Raw genomic sequence first — 16,803 nt, 5'->3', positions numbered from 1 at the left:
TCGGGCCAATGTTTGGAATTGACGGCACAGTACTGGCGTTTGTCGTGCTCGCCGGCTTCAGCGCCGGCGCCGTCGCTTATGCATTTCTGTTCACCCGGATCAGCAACGAGAAACAGGTCGGCAAGCGGCTCGAAACAATCAGGACCGCCGAGACGGATCGCTCCGTCGTCAAGGCCTCGCGCGACCGCGTGGCGGAAGCCGCCAAGCGGCGCAAATCGGTTCAGGATTCTCTCAACGAACTCGACGCCAAGCAGAAAACCAAGGACAGCCGCGTCAAGAAGCCGCCGCTGAAAGCCCAGCTTCGTCAGGCCGGCCTCAAGACCACCATCGAGCGTTTCTATATATATTCCGCAATATGCGGCATCGTTTTGACGATGGCCGCTTTCGTGGCCGGAGCCCCGCTGATCGCCTTGCCGGGCGTGCTGCTGGCCGGGGGGCTGGGCCTGCCGCGCTGGTTCGTCACGTTTCGCCGCGCCCGCCGGGTCAAGGCATTCCTCAACGAATTTCCAAACGCGCTCGACATCATCGTGCGCGCGGTCAAATCCGGCCTGCCGCTGAACGATGCCGTGCGCCTGATCGCCAACGAATCGCCCGAACCCGTGAAGACCGAGTTTCGCCGCATCGTCGATTCACAGCAGATGGGCCTCTCTATCCCCGACGCGACCTTGCGCATGCCCGAAACCATGCCTTGCACCGAGGCAAGCTTCTTCGGCATCGTTATCCAGATTCAATCGCAAGCCGGCGGCAATCTCTCCGAGGCGCTGGGCAATCTTTCGCGCGTGCTTCGCGATCGCAAGAAGATGAAAGCCAAGGTCGCGGCGCTGTCGATGGAAGCGAAGGCATCCGCCGCGATCATCGGTGCGCTGCCCTTCATCGTCGCCTTTCTCGTCTACCTGTCGAGCCCGGCCTACCTGATGCCGCTCTTCAACACCAGCGTCGGAAACCTGATCCTTGGTTGCTCTGCGGTCTGGATGTCGATCGGCATCCTGGTGATGCGCAAGATGATGAACTTCGAAGTCTAGGATGCTGGCATGACCGAGCAAGTCATCAAGACCCTGACGGATCCGAGCTTCCTGATCGCGATGCTGGTCGCGATAGCGGTGTTTGCGACCGTCTTCACCTTGCTGCCGGCGTTTGGCGGAAACCAGCTCAAGTCACGCATGAAATCCGTTGCGCTGGAGCGCGACGAACTGCGTGCGCAACAGCGCGCCCGGCTTGCGGTCGAGGCCGACCGCCGTCGCAAGGGCTTGCGTGAGGAACAGTCGATCGGCATGCGCAACATCGTCGACCGGCTGGATCTGAGACGCGCGCTCGCCGATGAAGGCACCTTGCAGAAACTCAAGGTGGCCGGTTTTCGTGGACAGAATCCGCTGACGCGGTTTCTTTTCTTCCGTCTCGTGCTTCCTTTTGTCGGTTTCGCGCTGGCCGCAATCTACATTTTCGTGCTCGGAGGACTGCCCGACAAGCCATTGGTCATCAGGCTGTTCGTCTGCATCCTCGTTGCTTACGGCGGCTTTTACGCGCCGGTCATCTACGTCAACAACCGCGCCACCAAGCGCAAGCAGTCGATCCAGATGGCATGGCCGGATGGGCTCGATCTGATGCTGATCTGCGTCGAATCGGGCATGTCGGTGGAAGCAGCATTGCGCAAGGTCGCCGACGAGATCGGCGCGCAATCGGTGGCGCTGGCGGAAGAGTTCATCCTCACCAATGCCGAGCTTTCCTATCTGCCGGAGCGCAAGCAGGCCTACGAGAACCTGGCAAGCCGCACCGGCCTGGATTCGGTCAAGTCGGTGTCGCAGGCGCTCGTCCAGGCCGAGCGTTACGGCACGCCGGTGGCGCATGCACTGCGCGTGCTTGCCGCCGAAAGCCGCGACATGCGCATGAATGCGGCCGAGAAGAAGGCGGCCGCCCTGCCGCCAAAACTTACCGTGCCGATGATCCTGTTTTTCCTGCCGGTGCTTTTCGCCATCATCCTGGGTCCCGCCGGCATTCAGGTCAGCCAACGCGGTATCTTCGGCGATCATGCGGCGCCGGCAACAAACGCCCAGTAGCGGCAAGGCAAATTCCTGCAGTACACTTCAAACGAAGAGGCCGCGCTGCATGCAGCGCGGCCTCTTCGTTGGGGCATCGGACTTGTGGTCTCAGTTGGTTGCGGATTTCGGCTTGTCCTGGTCCTTGAGCTGGCTCCAGGCGTTCTGTTGGGCCAGCATCTGCCTGAGATAGGCGACATTTGCCTGCGCCTGTTCGGGCGACAGTTCCTGTGAGGCGATCTTCTCGGCCTCGTCGAACCGGCCTTGCAGGCCGACGACCAGCGCCAGGTTCTGGCGGACCCGGCTGTCCGCATTCGGCTGTTGCGCGGCCGAGCGCATATAGGTTTCGGCGGTGCGCAGATCACCTTCCAGCACATACGACATGCCAAGATTGGAGAGCACGGAAGGCTCGTTCGGCTTGAGGTCGAGCGCCTTGCGGTAAAGCTGGCGCGCATCGTCCTTCTGGCCGGTCTGGTCGAGAATGGCCGCTTCCGCCGACACCAGCCTCCAGTCGGGATATTCCGGTGTCTGAGCGCGGCGCACGGCGTCGAGCGCCGCCTCGAACTGGCCATTGGCGGCCAGCGCCTTGCCATAGGAGGCAAGCACGTCACGATCCTTGGGCAAAGCGATGGCGAGTTTGCGCATCACGGCCAGCGACTGGTCGGCGTCGCCATCCATCTGCAACGCCGCCGCATAGTTCGTCGCTATCCGCTTGTCGTTGGGGTTCTTCGCGTAGGATTGGCCAAGTGCACCGGTGGCATTGTGCAGTTCGCCGGCCGACATGCTTTCAAGCGGTTTGCCGCTGGTGCGTGCGATAGAGCCGGTGGAGAGCTTGTCGGTTCCGCAACCGGCGACGCCCGCCGTCAGCGCCAGCACAAGAGCCATGGTGATGAGCCGTTTTCCCCTGATATTGATCCTGCGGTTGGTCGGCATGGCACCCTAAGCCTCCATTCATGCGCGGCCATTGCGTGGCCGTCTTCCCTCTCGCAGAAATATTCTGTTAACCCTAACGGACGGTTAAGAACGGCGACTCACACGGAGAACATCGCATGCCTGTCGAACTCGTCGGGAAGACATTGCCGGGCGCGTTGCCGGTCCATCTGGTCGCCAGGGACGGTCTGGACGCGGCCGGTCTTGCGCCGGCCGCCATCGCCTGGGCCAGGGCCAACGGCTTTTCCGGCGAGGCAGGCAGGACACTGGTCGTGCCCGGCGAAAACGGGGCGCTCGGCGGCGCCTTGTTCGGGATCGGCGATGGCGAAGGCGCGCTTGCCCTCGGCGCATTGTCGAAAGCCTTGCCGGAAGGCGACTGGCATTTCGCCTTGGCGCCGGCCGAGGCCGAACTCGCGGCGATCGCGCTGCTGCTCGGCGGTTATGTCTTTACTCGCTACGGCAAGAAGCCAGGCAGGGCGCTGCGCTTCGGCCTGCCGGCCGACGTCGATGCCGGGCGCGTTCGCCGCATTGCCGATGGCGTCTTCCTGACACGCGATCTGGTCAACACGCCGACCAGCGATATGGGTCCGGAAGATTTGGAGCAGGCGGTGCGGACCCTGGCCGCCAGGCACAAGGCCGAAGTCTCGGTGATCAAGGGTGACGATCTCCTCGACCGGAACTTCCCGATGATCCATGCGGTCGGCCGTGCGTCGACCAGCGCACCGCGCTTGATCGACATGCGATGGGGGCAGCAAGACGCACCGAAGGTGACGCTGGTCGGCAAGGGCGTCTGCTTCGACACGGGCGGCCTCGACATCAAGCCATCGTCCGGCATGCTGCTGATGAAGAAGGACATGGGCGGTGCCGCCAATGTCCTTGGCCTCGCCTCGATGATCATGGCTGCCGGGCTGAATGTGCGGCTGCGCGTGCTCATTCCCGCGGTGGAAAATTCGATTGCCGGCAACGCCTTCCGGCCTGGCGACGTGCTGATGAGCCGCAAGGGCATCACTGTCGAGATCGGCAACACGGATGCCGAGGGACGGCTGGTGCTGGCCGACGCGCTGGCGCTGGCCGACGAGGAGGAGCCGCAGCTTCTGGTTGACATGGCGACGCTGACCGGGGCTGCCCGTGTCGCGCTCGGCCCCGATCTGCCACCGTTCTACACCGGCGACGAAACGCTGGCATCCGATCTGGCGGAGGCTTCCGTCGCGACGGAGGATCCGCTGTGGCGCATGCCACTGTGGCGGCCCTACGATGCAAAACTGTCGTCGAAGATCGCCGACATCAACAATGTCACCACGGACGGTTTCGCCGGCTCGATCACAGCGGCGTTGTTCCTGAAGCGCTTTGTCGAAAAAACCGCGGGCTGGGCGCATTTCGACATCTTCGCCTGGAATCCGGCTGATCGTCCGCATGGCCCCGCCGGCGGCGAGGCACAGGGCATCCGCGCGCTGGAGCGGATCATCGCGAAACGCTATGGCTGACAGTCGCAGGCGAAAGACGGCAATCGCTTTGACTGAAACGGAACCGAAACAATTTGCCGTCATGCTGGCGCGATGTCGATTGCGATGCGCCCAAGCCAGGCCTTGCGACTGTGGCAGCAGGTGATGCTGTCGCAGGTGCGCGACGACGCGCCCGATCTGACCATGCGCCAGACGGCGATCCTGTTCACCATCTATCTCGATCCGCCGCCGCACACCGTGCGCGGGCTCGCCGCCCGGCTCAATGTCACCAAGCCGGTGATCACCCGCGCCCTTGACACGATGGGCGCTTTGAAACTCGTCTCGCGCCATCGCGACGAGCTCGACAAGCGCAATGTTCTGATCAGGCGCACGGTCGAGGGCGCGCTCTTTGTCGAGCGCTTCGGCGATGGTATCATCGCCAAGGCGCTCGAACTGCCGATGTGAGCGACCTTTTCAACAGAGTGCTCGATTTGACTGCCAGGGATGCCCGCCTTCACGCTTTTCGCTCCGACCTTGCCGATGCAAGGCTGAAGGGCGAGGTCGCCGCTGACCGCTTCGTCGCCGGCCGGCCGGCGCGGGTCATCGCGTCAGTGGCCGATATGCGCAAGGCGCCGCGGCCGGATGCCGGCGTCAACACGCAAGCGCTGTTCGGCGACGATGTCCTGGTCTTCGATGTCGCTGAAGGCTGGGCCTGGGTCCAGGCCGAACGCGACGGCTATGTCGGCTACGTCGCTGACACGATGCTGGGCAAACGGGACCATACGCCGACGCACATCGTCTGCGTGCCGCGCACCTTCCTCTACCCCGGGCCGGATCTGCGCTTTCCGATCGCCGGACAATTGTCGATGGGATCGACGGTGACATTGACGGAGGCGGCCGAGACGCGCGGTACGCACTATGCGGTCCTGCCGTCCGGCGAGGCGCTGATCGCAGGTCACCTGCGGCCGCTCAGTGAAGCTGCCTCCGACTATGTCGCGGTTGCCGAGGCGTTTCTAGGAACACCTTATCTCTGGGGCGGTACTTCCGGTTTCGGCATCGACTGTTCGGGGCTGGTGCAACTGGCGATGCGCATGGCCGGCAGGAACGTGTTGCGCGATTCCGACATGCAGGCTGCGGCCCTTGGCGAGCCGCTGGAACCGGGACCTGATTTCTCCGGCTTGCGACGCGGCGATCTGGTGTTCTGGAAGGGCCATGTCGCCGTCATGACCGATGCCGACACGATGATCCACGCCAACGGCCACACCATGCTGGTGTCGCGCGAAGGCCTGAAGGATGCGGTTGACCGCATCGGTTATCTCTATGGTGGCCCGACAGGGTTCAGGAGGCCGTAGCCCTTCTTCCTTCGCCCCGTTCACGGGGAGAAGGTGCCCGAGGGCGGATGAGGGACAGCGCCAGCATTGAGAGGTTCGCGCCGCCCCCCACCTGCCTGCCGGCATCCTCTCCCCGTAGACGGGGCGAGGAAAGCTCACCTCGATCACCTTTTGTTCCGATTTTCCTTGGCGTTCGCGCGCCGTCGCGCTACCTCTGGCGGGTGACAGTTGAGCCGCGCCTTGCCGAACAGAATGCCGCCGTGGCCCTGCCCGAACCATTCCTCAGATGGTTTGGCGAGAAAGGCTGGTCGCCGCGCGCCCATCAGATCGAACTTCTAGCGAAGGCCCAGGCCGGTCAGTCGGTACTGCTGATCGCGCCGACCGGTGCCGGCAAGACGCTGGCCGGCTTCCTGCCTTCGCTGACCGAACTGGCCAACCGGCCAAAGAGAAAGCCGGGCCAGGCGCAGCGCGGTATCCACACGCTCTACATCTCGCCGTTGAAGGCGCTGGCCGTCGATATTGAGCGCAATCTCGGCAAGCCGGTGGAAGGGATCGGGCTGCCCGTCACCATCGAGACGCGCACCGGCGACACGCCGGCGCACAAGCGCCAGCGCCAGAAACTGGTGCCGCCCGATATCCTGCTGACCACGCCCGAACAACTGGCGCTGCTGATTGCGGCCGGCGATGCCAGACGCTTCTTCGAAGATCTGCGCTACGTCGTGCTCGACGAACTGCATTCGCTGGTGACATCGAAACGCGGGCATCTGCTCGCGCTCGGCCTGGCACGGTTGCGCAGCTTTGTCCCTGGTCTGCAAACCATCGGGCTATCGGCGACGGTGGCCGAACCTGACGAGTTGCGGCGCTGGCTGGTCAGCCAGAATCCACCCAAGGGTTCGACAGGCCATGACATGGCCCAACTGATCGTCGTCACCGGGGGTGCGAAACCGGAGATTTCCATCCTCGACTCCGAAGAGCGCGTGCCATGGGCAGGACATTCGGCGCGCTACGCCACGCCGGAAATCTATCGCGAGATCAAACGCCACAAGACGACACTGCTGTTCGTCAACACCCGCAGCCAGGCGGAACTGCTTTTCCAGGAGTTGTGGCGGGTCAACGAGGACACCCTGCCGATCGCGCTGCATCACGGCTCGCTCGACGTCGCCCAGCGCCGGCGCGTCGAGAAGGCGATGGGCGAAAACGCGCTGCGCGCCATCGTCGCCACCTCGACGCTCGATCTCGGCATCGACTGGGGCGATGTCGATCTGGTCGTGCATGTCGGCGCGCCAAAGGGGGCGAGCCGGCTGGCACAGCGCATCGGCCGTGCCAACCACCGCATGGACGAGCCGTCCAAGGCGATCCTCATCCCCGCCAACCGCTTTGAGGTGCTGGAATGCCGGGCCGCCCTCGACGCCAACTATCTAGGCGCGCAGGACACGCCTCCGTTGATCAATGGCGGGCTCGATGTGCTGGCCCAGCATGTGCTCGGCTGCGCCTGCGGCGCGCCGTTCCGTGCCGATGACCTGTACGAGGAGGTGCGAACGGCAGCACCCTATGTCAGCCTCGACCGGCCGACATTCGACCGCGTCATCGATTTCGTTGCCACCGGCGGCTATGCGCTCAAGAATTACGAACGCTACGCCCGCATCCGTTTGAACAAGGATGGGTTGTGGCGGGTGTCCAATCCGCGCGTCGCCCAGCAATACAGGCTGAATGTCGGCACCATCATCGAGGTGCCGGCGCTGAATGTTCGATATGTGCAGGCCGGCAGCAAAGGCACGGCTTCGCGTGGCGGCCGGGTCCTCGGCAAGATCGAAGAGGCCTTCCTCGAAACGTTGACGCATGGCGACACGTTCATGTTCGCCGGCAAGGTGCTGCGCTTCGAAGGCATCCGCGAGAATGAATGCTTCGTGTCGAACGCGCCGGGCAGCGATGCCAAGGTGCCCTATTATGGAGGCGGCAAGTTTCCGCTTTCGACCTATCTCGCCGAACAGGTCCGCATCATGCTCGATGACCCGCAGCGATGGAAAAAGCTGCCCGAGCAGGTCGCCGACTGGCTGCGCTTCCAGGCCGACAAATCGGTGCTGCCCAAGCGCGACGACCTGCTGATCGAGACCTTTCCACGAGGCAACCGCCACTATCTGGTGGCTTACCCGTTCGAGGGCAGGCTGGCGCACCAGACGCTCGGCATGCTGCTCACCCGCCGCCTCGACAGGGCAGGAGCCAGGCCGCTCGGCTTCGTCGCCACCGACTATGCCTTAGCGATATGGTCACTGGGCGACATGGGCGCGATGTTCAAAGCCAGGAAGCCTTCGCTGAGCGCACTTTTCGACCAGGACATGCTGGGCGACGACCTCGAAGCCTGGCTGGCCGACAGCTGGCTTCTCAAGCGCACCTTCCGCAACTGCGCGCTGATTTCCGGATTGATCGAGAAACGCCACCCTGGCCAGGAGAAGAGCGGCCGCCAGGTCACCGTCTCGACCGACCTGATCTATGATGTGCTGCGCAGCCATGAACCGGACCACATCCTGCTGCAGGCCACACGCGCCGATGCGGCGACCGGCCTGCTCGATGTCAGCAGACTTGCCGACATGCTCTCGCGCATCCAGGGTCGAATCGTGCATAAGGCTCTCGAACAGATATCGCCGCTCGCCGTGCCGATCATGCTCGAGATCGGCAAGATGCCGGTGAACGGCGAAGCCGATGAGACATTGCTGATGGATGCGGCGACGCTGGTCGCAGAGGCCATGGGGCCGGAGATGGTCGAGGAATGAATTTTTCGCTGGCGCGCACATCGCTGATCGCCGAGGCCGACCTTGTCGGCATATCAGGCGAACGCGCCGTCTGCGACCCGCGCGGCGTGCTTTATTTTCCGGATCTGCGGCTTCTGGCCGTGTCCGACCTGCATCTGGAAAAGGGCTCGTCGCTGGCACGCCGCGGCACGCTGATTCCGCCCTATGACACCGGCGCGACCTTGCTGCGATTGCAGGCCGTCATCGCTGACTACCAGCCGTCTATCGTCATCAGCCTGGGCGACAGCTTTCACGATGGCGGCGGCGCCCAACGCATGCATGCAAGTTTCCGAGAGCGGCTGGAAGCGCTGATATCAGGCCGGCAATGGTTCTGGGTCGCCGGCAATCATGACCCGGAAGCGCCAGCCGACCTGCCTGGCGAGACGGTGCGTGAACTTGCTATAGGCTCGCTGCTGTTCCGGCATGAGCCATCGAAGCAGCGTGTCGAAGGCGAAATAGCGGGCCATCTGCATCCCTGCGCCCGCATCGTCCAGCAGGGCCGCTCGGTGCGGCGCCGCTGCTTTGCCGGCGACGGCGGCCGCATGATCATGCCGGCCTTCGGTGCCTATACAGGCTCGCTCAACGTGCTCGATCGCGCCTATGCCGGGCTGTTCCGGCTGGATACGCTGATGGCCTATATGCTGGGCGCCCAACGCATCTTTGCCATTTCCGGCTCGATGCTGCGGCCGGGCTAAACAGCCCTACCTGCCGTAATAGAGCGTAACCGTGTGCTTCGCCTCTGCAAAAAACAGCCAGCGCTCGACCAGCATGCCGGCGAACTGGATTACAGCAGCGAGTACCGACAGCAACGCTGCCAGCGGCCATGGCAGGGCGAACACAATGGCGAGCAGCCCCAAGGGCAACGCGAAGGCCAGAAGCTGCGTGATCTGGCGCAGCCGCGCGCCATGCTTGCGCGCGATGCGGAAACCCATTTCCTTGAGCAGGTAATTCTCTTCGGTATGCGGCCATTCCAGCGACCGCACCGTACCTCCCGCCAGCCCGGTCGCGGTGTTGGCGGTGGTCGGAATCTCCAGCCGGTCATTGTAGCGCCAGGTCGCGAGCTTCCAGCCCCAGCCGGTCAAGGTCAGCAGCAGGCAAGCCGCCAGCTGCACCTTCGAACCAAGCGCAAAGCCCTGCAGCAGTGCGTTCAACAGCACGCTGCCGGTCATCGCCGAAAAGATGAGATAGCCGGGCAGGGTGAAGCGGCTGTGCCACTGGGCGATCGGTTTCAGCGACGCATAGATCATGCCGGTGGTGCAGACGGTGATGATTGCGCCGATGGCGGCCAGAGATCCGGCGATGCCGACCCAGCCATCGGTCTTGCCGAAGAATATCCAACCGATGCCGAACAGTCCCGCCGGAATGAAGGTGATGACCGAGGCAACACCTTCGCGCGACAGCCATGAACTGCGCCATTGCGAGAACGCCCGCCAGGCGCGTTCGGGGCGGCCGAGATGACCCGTCGAGGACAACAGGCCGGCTACGATCAGGCCGAGCGCCAGCCCCATGCCGATGAAGCCCAGCCAGAAATCGGGTGGGATGATCTGGAAGCCTCCGAGCGTGCCCAGCAGCGCGAGCAGGCCGTAGCCCGCGCCGGTGGCAGTGGTGAAGAAGACGACGGAGAAGGCTGGATGCATGGGTCAGTTCGAAAGCATGCGGTCGACCCAGCCGAGGAAACCGCCGTCGGCCCGCACCGGTTCCAATGCCGGCGCGGCCACCGATGCGGGGCGCGCGGTGTGGGCGCGCGGCGGCAAATATTTGTTGGTCGGGCGATAGCCGAGCTCAGGCATCAGGTCGACGCCGCCACGCTCGGCCACCAGTTGCGAGACCGCCGACAGGGGATCGCCGAGATCACCGAAATGCCGGGCGCTGGTCGGGCAGGCGGCGACGCAGGCCGGCACGCGGTCTTCTTCGGCCAGATTGTCATTGTAGATGCGGTCGACACACAGCGTGCATTTCTTCATCACCCCGACATCGGTGTCGAATTCGCGTGCTCCATAAGGACAGGCCCAACTGCACAATTTGCAGCCGATGCACTTGTCCTCGTCGATCAGCACGATGCCGTCCGAAGCCCGCTTGTAGGAGGCGCCGGTCGGGCAGACGGTGACGCAGGCCGGCGTCTCGCAATGCAGGCAGGAGCGCGGGAAGTTCACCGTCCGTCCGCCCATCTCGGTGGTGTGCTCATAGCCGTGCACGCGGTTGAACCAGACGCCGTCGACATGGCCGCCATAGGGATCGATGTCGGTCAGCGGCGCCATGTGGCCGCCGGTGTTCCATTCCTTGCAGGCGGTGACGCAGGCCTGGCAGCCGACGCAGGTGTCGAGATCGATGACGAGGCCGAGCTTCTTGCCGCTTTGACTTGGCAGACAGGTCATTTGGTCGCCTCTCTCGCCCTGCGGAATTCGGCGCCGAAAGTCAGTCTGTCGGGCGAGGATTCGAAATGCGGCGGCTGCAGGAAACGCTGGAACTGCGGCTCGGTGAACCCGGCTTCTTCGGCTGCGCATTTGACGATGCGCACGCGCAGGTCGAACCACGCAGCCTGGCCCGTCACTGGATCGGAATTCGAATAGCGTTTGCCCTGAGCGTCGGCCGAGGTCTGGTCGCCGATGATATGGTTGAGCAGGAAGCCGCGGTTGCTCTCGGCCGCGTCGTCCTTCAGCCCCCAGCTGCCGCGCCTTTTGCCGATGGCGTTCCAGGTCCAGACCGTGCTTTCGTTCACCCCGTCGATCAGCTTGATCTGCCCCTTCACTCTGCCGTTGATGCTTTCGATCCACACCCAGTCGTCATCGACAAGGCCGAGACCGGCTGCCGTCCGGTGATGCACGAACAGCCGGTTCTGGCTGGTGATTTGCCGCAGCCACGCATTCTGCGAACCCCAGGAGTGGTACATGTGCATCGGCCGCTGCGTCAGCGCATGCAGCGGATATTTTTCGAGGTCGACGACCGCTTCCTCGAAGGGCATGTGCCAGAAGGGCAGCGGGTCCATGTAGGTCTCGATGCGCTGGCGATCGCCTTTCGGCGGCACCACACGGCCATGGCCACGCGCGGCGAGCCTGAAGCGCTGCATAGGCTCCGAGTAGAGCTGGAAAACGATCGGTTCGGCTTTCGGGATAAAACCCATCTGCACTGCGAAGTCGAGATAGGAGCGGTTGGCCATCTTGTAATAGCGCTGGTCGTCCGCGAAATCATGATGCCAGAAGCCGCCATTGTCGATGTAGCGCTGCAACTGGTCCGGGTTGGCCTCACCCCTGCCGGTCGAGGTCCCATCCTTGCCGCGCCAGCCGGCGAGCGGGCCGATGCCGGGCGTGCGCTCATGGTTGACGATGTAGTCGGCATAGTCGCGGTATCTGGCCGAGCCGTCCTCATCGACGAAACCAGGCAGGCCGAGCCGGGCGCCGAGTTCGATCAGCACCGACTGGAACGGCCGGACGTCGCGGTCGGGCTCGATGACGGGATGGCGGATGGCGTCGCCCGGTCCGTCGGCATGACTGATCGGCCGGTCGAGCAGGCTGATGCAGTCGTGGCGCTCAAGATAGGTCGTGTCCGGCAGCACCAGATCGGCGAACGGCACGGTCTCGGAATAATAGGCGTCGGAATAGATGATGAAAGGGATCTTGTAGTTGCCCGCTTCGTCGCTGTCGGTCAGCATCGCCATGGTCTCGACGGTGTTCATCGAGGAATTCCACGCCATGTTCGACATGTACATCATCAGCGTGTCGATCTTGTAGGGATCGCCTGCCCAGGCGTTGCGGATGACGGTGTGCATCAGGCCGTGCGCGGCCAGCGGCGCGTCCCACGAATAGGCCTTGTCGATGCGAAGCGGCGTGCCGGCCTCGCCGACCAGCAAATCGTCCGGCCCGCAGACGAAGCCGAGCGGCATGCCGTCGAGCGGCGTCATCGGCTTGACGGTCTTGCCCGCCGGCTTCGGTCCGGGCGGCGCGGATCGAGGGTAGGGCGGCTTGAAGCGGAAGCCGCCGGGGACATCCACCGTGCCCAACAGCACCTGAAGGAGATGGATGGCGCGGCAGGTGTGAAAACCGTTCGAATGGGCAGAGATGCCGCGCATGGCGTGCATCGAGACAGGCCGCCCCTTGATCGTCTCGTGGCGGCGCCCGGCCCAGTCGGTCCAGGCGATCGGCAATTCGATCGTCTGTTCGAAGGCGACATGGGCGAGTTCGGCGGCGATCCTGCGGATCGTGTCGGCGGCAATGCCGCAGCGCTCGGCGACCGAGTCCGGTGCGTAACTCTCATCGAGGTAGCGGTCGGCGATCAACTGGAACACCGGGACGCAGCGGCGCCCGCCGATCGTGAAGCTGCCGGTCAGCGCCGGTTTCGCACCGGCATCGGCGGCGCTGACCGGTGTCTTCGCCGCCCTGTCCCAAGCCAGCGGATTGCCGTCGGCATCGCGCACGAACAGTCCGTCATCGGCAGCACCTGGCTCCTGCACGACGAGAACATGGGCATTGGTGTAGCGCAGCAGATACTCGAGATCGACGCGACCCGCCTTGAGCAATTCGTGGATGAGGGCGAACACGAACAGGCCGTCTGTTCCGGGTCGGATGCCGATCCAGTCATCGGCAATGGCATTGTAGCCGGTGCGGCACGGATTGATCGAGACGACCTTGGCGCCGCGCGCCTTGAGCTTGCCGAGACCGATCTTGATCGGGTTGGAATCGTGATCCTCGGCGACACCGAATAGCATGAAATACCGGGTGTTGTCCCAGTCGGGCTCGCCGAACTCCCAGAACGAACCGCCGATCGTATAGAGGCCGCCGGCCGCCATGTTGACCGAACAGAAGCCGCCATGGGCGGCGAAGTTCGGCGTACCGAACTGGCTCGCCCACCAGCCGGTCAGCGACTGCGACTGGTCGCGGCCGGTGAAGAAGGCGAGTTTCCTGGGGTCGGTCCGGCGGATGTTCGACAGCCGTTCCGTAGCGATAGAAAACGCCTCCTCCCACTCGATCTCGCGGAACTCGCCGGAGCCGCGCTGGCCGGCGCGCAGCAATGGCTTCTTCAGCCTTGCCGGGCTGTAATGCTGCATGATGCCGGAGCTGCCCTTGCCGCAGATCACGCCGCGATTGACCGGGTGGTCCTTGTTGCCGTTGATGTAGCGGACCTTGCCATCCTTGATGTGTACATCGATTCCGCAGCGGCAGGCGCACATGTAGCAGGTCGTCTTGGCGATGCTGTCGGAAACGGCAGGCGAGGTGTCGACGCCGTCGCCTTCGTCAGGCGCTCGCGTGTCGGCAAGCGGGCGTTGCGATGGTGCCGAATTCGCGCCGCGCGGCGGTCCCTGCATCATGATCCGGTGGCGCCTGTACGGCGCATGGATTTGGCCCGCGTCTTCGGTCCGGGGCCGCGCATGTAGTGCTCTTCCGGGTGATAGCGATCGCCGGCCAGCCGCCGCCTTAAGCCGCGGGTCCAATGCGCAAGCAGGGATCTGAACCGCCCGATCATTCTGCTCTCTGCGATCTTTCGGCGAATTTTTTCTAACTTCGCTGGAAAACTTAGAATAAAGCTATCGATCTGTCTAATCAGTTGTTCTTGTAAATTCGATCGATATTGGTTCTTAATACGGACATGACCCTGGATCAGTTGCGGATTTTCGTCGCCGTCGCCGAGCGCGGCCATATGACCAAGGCGGCGGAACTCCTGGGCATTTCGCAGTCGGCGGCATCGGCGGCCATCCGGGCGCTTGAAGAACAGCACGGCGTCCACCTGTTCAACCGCGTCGGCCGCAACATCGAGCTTGCCCAGACCGGCCATCGGTTCCTGCCCGAGGCCAAGGCCGTGCTCGAACGGGCCGCCGCTGCCCGTAATGTGCTGGAGCATGTCTCGCAGACCGTCACCGGCAGCCTCTCGATCGCCGCCAGCCAGACCATCGCCAGCTACTGGCTGCCGCGCCGGCTGGCTTCCTTCCACGAAGCCTATCCGGCCGTCAGGCTGAGCGTCTCCATCGGCAACACCAGGCAGGTCGAGGCCAATGTCCTCGATGGCGCGGCGGATCTGGGCCTGGTCGAAGGCCGCACCGAGTCCGATATCCTGCGCCGCACCAAGGTCGACGTCGACAGGCTGATGCTGGTGGTTGCCAGCGCGCATCCGGAGATCCCCGAAGTCGCGCCCGGCCGCCCTGACATCAAGGGCCTGCGCTGGATTATCCGCGAGGGTGGTTCGGGTACGCGCGAGGTGCTCGAGGATCTGGCACGCCACGAAGGGATTTCGCTCGCCGACCTCCAGATATTCCTGGTGCTGCCGAGCAATGAAGCTATTCGCCAGGCGGTCGAGGCGGGGGCCGGCGCCACCATCATCTCCGAGCTTGTCGCGGCTCGCGCCGTGGCCGAAGGCAGTCTGAGATCGGTGCCGCTCGAACTGCCGAAACGCGACTTCGCCATGATCACCCATCGCGATCGCCAGGCAAGCCTGGCCCAGATGGCGCTTAAGGCGCATCTCGACGGCAAGGCGGATGCCCCGTCGGCGGGCTAGAGTATCAGAGCTTGCGGCTTTGCCGTTGGCTCGGAGGTCTTGGTACTTTGTATCGAGTGGCTGATTGAAACGCCTCACCACGACCTTCCTCCCCAGATGGGCTCGCTAGCGCTGTCCGCCTCGACGCCCAGCCGTCACTCTGGCAATCCGGCGTCCCGCAGCGCGCTTCCCAGAGTCTCCGCGAGCGCTGGCGCACAGCGCACGCCAGCAAATTGGCGGCTGTAGCGGAAGCCCGGCTGAAGCTCGCGCACGCGCGCGGCGGCGGCCCTCGCTTCGTCCAGCCGGCCGAGTTTGGCGAGCGCAGCGGTCAGTTGCACGTAGGTGATGCTGTGTGCCGGATTGGCTTGAACGGACTTGTAGGCTGCGCGACAAGCTTCTTCGTAACGCCCGCGCAGCAAATGGCTCATTGCTTGGGCGTCAAACGCGGCCCAAGCCCACGAATCGAACGGGCTTAGCCGGATACCCTTCTGGCTCCATTCTATCGCGCGCTCTGCTTCGCCGGCCCATCCGAGAACGACGCTACCAAGAATGTAAGTCAGCGCCGATGACGGGCTAATGGCGAGGGCTGCGTCTAATGCCGTGAATGCAGCGGCGCGATCATGCGCGTCCATGCCGATCGAAAACCCTGCCCATGTCAGAGCGAGTGCATCGTCTTGTCCATGGACAATGGCCAATCGGGCGTGCCGGATCGAAGCCGCACGGTTGAATTCCTGCAGCCCGGCACGAAGGAACAAACAATGATGACACATTGCTGCATTGCCATGCGCAAGGGCATAGGCAGGCTCGAGTGCGATGGCACGCTCAAGAAGCGCCAGTGCTCTCGTAACTTGTTCCGGCATACCTGTATCGACATTAGGCTGGGCTTGAAGCACGAGATCGTATGCGTCGAGACTCTCTGGGCGCTTCCGCCTGACACGTTCAATTTCCGCTTTTCGCAAGCTTGGAGCAATCGCGCCCACCGCTGATAGCGCGATTTCGTCCTGAAGCGCGAAAATGTCCTCCGAACTGCGGTCGTAGCGCTCGGCCCACACGTGCGCGCCGGTCGATGCATCGATCATCTGAGCGGTTACGCGCACACTACCGCCAGCTTTGCGCACGCTGCCTTCGAGGACATATCGTACGCCAAGCTCGCTGCCGACCTGCTTCACGTCCACGGCGCGGCCTTTGTAAGCGAAGGTCGAGTTTCGCGCGATAACGAAAAGCCATTTTATGCGTGCCAGGCCGGTGATGATGTCATCGACCATTCCATCGGCGAAGTACTCCTGTTGCGGATCTCCGCTCAAATTCGAGAACGGCAGGACCGCGACGGAAGGCTTCTCAGGCAAGGTCGGCGCCGACGCGGTGCGGGCGGCTGCAAAACGATCGGGGACATTCGTCGCAACAGCCGGTCCTACATAGCGATAGCCTCGGCGCGGCAGTGTTTCGATCCAGCTCTCAGCATCCGCTGCGTCGGCCAATACCCGGCGCAAGGCCGCGATCTGGACCGTCAGGTTGTTGTCGGCAACCGCCAATTTGCCCCAGCCGGCTTCGACCAGCGCGTCTTTGGATACCGGTACGCCCGCGTTTTGGAGCAGCAAACGCAGAAGCGAAACGGCGCGTTGCCCAAGCATGGTCGGCTCGGCGCCGTGATACAAAATGCCCGCCACCTGATCGAGACGGAACGGGCCAAACTGATAAAGGTCGCCTCCGATTGTCATCCAACGCTTTTAGCAAATTTTTGGGAACGAATTCACGACTTTCCCGGCATCGACGGCCAATGTTGCACAGGTGCTTGCCGGAAGTAAGCACCCAGTCA

General features: G+C 63.5%; 13 protein-coding genes. 8 read left to right on the top strand and 5 right to left on the bottom strand.

Going from position 1 to position 16,803, the window contains the following annotated elements; all coding sequences use genetic code 11:
- Positions 1-8 precede the first annotated feature (8 nt).
- Together MESCI_RS30065 and MESCI_RS30060 are read left to right on the top strand one after the other, a co-directional pair.
- Positions 9-1,022 carry a type II secretion system F family protein gene (locus tag MESCI_RS30065; protein WP_013533679.1) on the top strand — a complete coding sequence of 338 codons (1,014 nt, stop codon included), beginning with the start codon at positions 9-11 and terminating at the stop codon, positions 1,020-1,022.
- A gap of 9 nt (positions 1,023-1,031) precedes the next feature.
- Complete coding sequence (locus tag MESCI_RS30060; protein WP_013533678.1) at positions 1,032-2,054, top strand: type II secretion system F family protein; 1,023 nt, start codon at positions 1,032-1,034, stop codon at positions 2,052-2,054.
- Between the two features lie 90 nt (positions 2,055-2,144).
- Here the strand turns inward: MESCI_RS30060 and MESCI_RS30055 are convergent, their stop codons facing one another.
- The gene (locus MESCI_RS30055; RefSeq protein WP_013533677.1) at positions 2,145-2,966 is read right to left on the bottom strand and encodes a tetratricopeptide repeat protein; all 822 of its coding nucleotides are present in this window, start codon (positions 2,964-2,966) and stop codon (positions 2,145-2,147) included.
- Between the two features lie 116 nt (positions 2,967-3,082).
- On the opposite strand from MESCI_RS30055, the gene MESCI_RS30050 reads away from it, so the two are divergent.
- The 5 genes from MESCI_RS30050 to pdeM all read left to right on the top strand — a co-directional run bounded on the left by MESCI_RS30050 (position 3,083) and on the right by pdeM (position 9,220).
- The gene (locus MESCI_RS30050) at positions 3,083-4,447 is read left to right on the top strand and encodes a leucyl aminopeptidase family protein (RefSeq protein WP_013533676.1); all 1,365 of its coding nucleotides are present in this window, start codon (positions 3,083-3,085) and stop codon (positions 4,445-4,447) included.
- 72 nt (positions 4,448-4,519) lie between these two features.
- The gene (locus MESCI_RS30045; protein WP_013533675.1) at positions 4,520-4,870 is read left to right on the top strand and encodes a MarR family winged helix-turn-helix transcriptional regulator; all 351 of its coding nucleotides are present in this window, start codon (positions 4,520-4,522) and stop codon (positions 4,868-4,870) included.
- A 26-nt stretch (positions 4,871-4,896) separates the two neighbouring features.
- A complete protein-coding gene (locus MESCI_RS30040) occupies positions 4,897-5,757 on the top strand; it encodes a C40 family peptidase (RefSeq protein WP_164920088.1) in 861 nt (286 codons plus the stop codon).
- A gap of 200 nt (positions 5,758-5,957) precedes the next feature.
- Entirely contained in the window at positions 5,958-8,507 is a 2,550-nt protein-coding gene (locus tag MESCI_RS30035) for a ligase-associated DNA damage response DEXH box helicase (protein WP_164919987.1), read from the top strand.
- Positions 8,504-9,220 (top strand): ligase-associated DNA damage response endonuclease PdeM, encoded by a 717-nt coding sequence (gene pdeM / locus MESCI_RS30030; RefSeq protein ID WP_013533672.1) that lies wholly within the window; start codon positions 8,504-8,506, stop codon positions 9,218-9,220. Before MESCI_RS30035 ends, pdeM begins: the two co-directional genes overlap by 4 nt.
- A gap of 6 nt (positions 9,221-9,226) precedes the next feature.
- Here pdeM and MESCI_RS30025 read toward each other — a convergent pair whose 3' ends face one another.
- Genes MESCI_RS30025 through MESCI_RS30015 form a run of 3 tightly spaced genes read right to left on the bottom strand, consistent with a single transcriptional unit; the run spans position 9,227 to position 13,827 of the window.
- Entirely contained in the window at positions 9,227-10,162 is a 936-nt protein-coding gene (locus MESCI_RS30025) for a dimethyl sulfoxide reductase anchor subunit family protein (protein WP_013533671.1), read from the bottom strand.
- A gap of 3 nt (positions 10,163-10,165) precedes the next feature.
- The gene (locus MESCI_RS30020; protein WP_013533670.1) at positions 10,166-10,900 is read right to left on the bottom strand and encodes a 4Fe-4S dicluster domain-containing protein; all 735 of its coding nucleotides are present in this window, start codon (positions 10,898-10,900) and stop codon (positions 10,166-10,168) included.
- Positions 10,897-13,827 (bottom strand): molybdopterin oxidoreductase family protein, encoded by a 2,931-nt coding sequence (locus tag MESCI_RS30015; protein ID WP_164919986.1) that lies wholly within the window; start codon positions 13,825-13,827, stop codon positions 10,897-10,899. The genes MESCI_RS30020 and MESCI_RS30015 overlap by 4 nt, the downstream gene beginning before the upstream one ends.
- A gap of 278 nt (positions 13,828-14,105) precedes the next feature.
- On the opposite strand from MESCI_RS30015, the gene MESCI_RS30010 reads away from it, so the two are divergent.
- The gene (locus MESCI_RS30010; RefSeq protein ID WP_013533668.1) at positions 14,106-15,008 is read left to right on the top strand and encodes a LysR family transcriptional regulator; all 903 of its coding nucleotides are present in this window, start codon (positions 14,106-14,108) and stop codon (positions 15,006-15,008) included.
- 134 nt (positions 15,009-15,142) lie between these two features.
- On the opposite strand, the gene MESCI_RS30005 is transcribed toward MESCI_RS30010, so the two are convergent.
- Positions 15,143-16,705 carry a winged helix-turn-helix domain-containing tetratricopeptide repeat protein gene (locus MESCI_RS30005; RefSeq protein ID WP_013533667.1) on the bottom strand — a complete coding sequence of 521 codons (1,563 nt, stop codon included), beginning with the start codon at positions 16,703-16,705 and terminating at the stop codon, positions 15,143-15,145.
- Positions 16,706-16,803: the final 98 nt, after the last annotated feature.

The sequence above is a fragment of the Mesorhizobium ciceri biovar biserrulae WSM1271 genome, assembly GCF_000185905.1.
GTDB classification, from domain to species: domain Bacteria; phylum Pseudomonadota; class Alphaproteobacteria; order Rhizobiales; family Rhizobiaceae; genus Mesorhizobium; species Mesorhizobium ciceri.
The sequence above is the reverse complement of the archived record's forward strand: the minus strand, read 5'-3'. Positions and strand labels throughout refer to the sequence as shown.

Bases quoted from the DNA above. Each gene is read 5' to 3' on its own strand.
- MESCI_RS30010 (WP_013533668.1), top strand. From the start codon at position 14,106: ATGACCCTGGATCAGTTGCGGATTTTCGTCGCCGTCGCCGAGCGCGGC.
- MESCI_RS30060 (WP_013533678.1), top strand. From the start codon at position 1,032: ATGACCGAGCAAGTCATCAAGACCCTGACGGATCCGAGCTTCCTGATC.
- MESCI_RS30050 (WP_013533676.1), top strand. From the start codon at position 3,083: ATGCCTGTCGAACTCGTCGGGAAGACATTGCCGGGCGCGTTGCCGGTC.
- MESCI_RS30005 (WP_013533667.1), bottom strand. From the start codon at position 16,705: ATGACAATCGGAGGCGACCTTTATCAGTTTGGCCCGTTCCGTCTCGAT.
- MESCI_RS30045 (WP_013533675.1), top strand. From the start codon at position 4,520: ATGTCGATTGCGATGCGCCCAAGCCAGGCCTTGCGACTGTGGCAGCAG.
- MESCI_RS30055 (WP_013533677.1), bottom strand. From the start codon at position 2,966: ATGCCGACCAACCGCAGGATCAATATCAGGGGAAAACGGCTCATCACC.
- MESCI_RS30065 (WP_013533679.1), top strand. From the start codon at position 9: ATGTTTGGAATTGACGGCACAGTACTGGCGTTTGTCGTGCTCGCCGGC.
- pdeM (WP_013533672.1), top strand. From the start codon at position 8,504: ATGAATTTTTCGCTGGCGCGCACATCGCTGATCGCCGAGGCCGACCTT.
- MESCI_RS30025 (WP_013533671.1), bottom strand. From the start codon at position 10,162: ATGCATCCAGCCTTCTCCGTCGTCTTCTTCACCACTGCCACCGGCGCG.
- MESCI_RS30015 (WP_164919986.1), bottom strand. From the start codon at position 13,827: ATGATGCAGGGACCGCCGCGCGGCGCGAATTCGGCACCATCGCAACGC.
- MESCI_RS30020 (WP_013533670.1), bottom strand. From the start codon at position 10,900: ATGACCTGTCTGCCAAGTCAAAGCGGCAAGAAGCTCGGCCTCGTCATC.